Below are 1,323 nucleotides of genomic sequence, written 5' to 3'. Positions count from 1 at the left end.
TCTGTTTTCATCATATTTCTTGAATGTTTTCCATATAATGGATTCTTCTTTCCAAAGAATTCCTTATCTAAATCATCAAACCAGTCATCAAATAAACTTTCTCCAAAAATACTAGGCATCAACATAAATATCACCTCTGTTTAACAATTCTAAGCATTGTTAGAGAATGAACAATGTTTGATATGAGAAGTAAGGATTGCCTTTTTTATTCTCTTTCCTTATTTCTGTCTATATTATAGCCCTCTATTTTAGCAGAGTCAAGTCTAGAGTGCTAAAAACATTTTTTCACACATTATGTCAAAACATAATCATATGAATTTATTAAAAAATCTGTATTTACAATAATAGTTTATCTAATTCCATTAATAATCTTGATTTCATTATCCTTAATTCTTCGTTTGTAGGACAGTTAGAATCATCATACATTTTTTGCATTGGATACCACCAGACAGGTCCCTTACCATTATTACCATATTTTCCTAAATCACCATTGACTCTTGGAAATAAATGCCAGTGAAGATGTGTATCTCCACTTCCCAATAATTCATAGTTCATTTTTTCTGCATTAAAAGCTTTAGAAACTGCTTCAGCTACAATAGACATTTCTTCTAAAAACTTCATTTTTTGGGTTGGTTCTAAATGAAATAATTCTGTTTTATGATCTTTATATAGAAATAAAGTATACCCCTTAAAATGCTGATGATCTCCAATAACCACATAACCAGTTTCAAGTTCTTTTACAAAATATGGATTTGTATCATCCTTTATCATTTTAATTCTGTCACAAATTAAACACATTTTAATCACCCCACTAAATTAGGATTTATCGTTTCTTCACAAGCCAATTATCATCTTGCGTTTTTCTTTCCGCATAGTAACCACATGGCATATCTTTAAGAACACCAACAGAATTGTCTAAATCGAACGCTTCTTTTAGAGATACCAGTCTTGCTTCATCTGTATCATGTGTTGAACCACACAAAAATTGCCACATTCCATCATCTTCATCATGAGATACATATAAAATAGGTTTGCCATCATCTATAATATGGCAACAGATTATCGTGGCTGTATTAGGTGCATCATAAAAAGGGAAATCCATATGCAACACTCCTTCCAACTTCCAATTCGACAACTTTCAATTTGTTATTGTAAATTGTTTATAAATTTTATACTTTCATCATATATTTTTTGATATTCAATGTTATGAACATAATGAGAACATTCCAAAATTTTATATTCTCCATTTTGCTTACTATTTATATAATCAATAATAAAGTTTCTCCATTGTTCTTTTGCATATCCTGTCCCATCTCCATTAGA

The 1,323-nt window shown here is 29.8% G+C and carries 2 protein-coding genes; both read right to left on the bottom strand.

The window, feature by feature from the left end; all coding sequences use genetic code 11:
- Positions 1-336 precede the first annotated feature (336 nt).
- Positions 337-798: an HIT family protein gene (locus B5E75_RS14265; RefSeq protein ID WP_087360611.1), complete on the bottom strand. Its 462-nt coding sequence runs from the start codon at positions 796-798 to the stop codon at positions 337-339.
- A 25-nt stretch (positions 799-823) separates the two neighbouring features.
- A complete protein-coding gene (locus B5E75_RS14260) occupies positions 824-1,102 on the bottom strand; it encodes a hypothetical protein (RefSeq protein ID WP_087360608.1) in 279 nt (92 codons plus the stop codon).
- Between the last annotated feature and the right edge of the window lie 221 nt (positions 1,103-1,323).

The sequence above is a fragment of the Massiliimicrobium timonense genome (assembly GCF_002160865.1).
GTDB lineage: Bacteria > Bacillota_I > Bacilli_A > Erysipelotrichales > Coprobacillaceae > Allocoprobacillus.
This window is presented reverse-complemented; position numbering and strand designations above follow the sequence as displayed.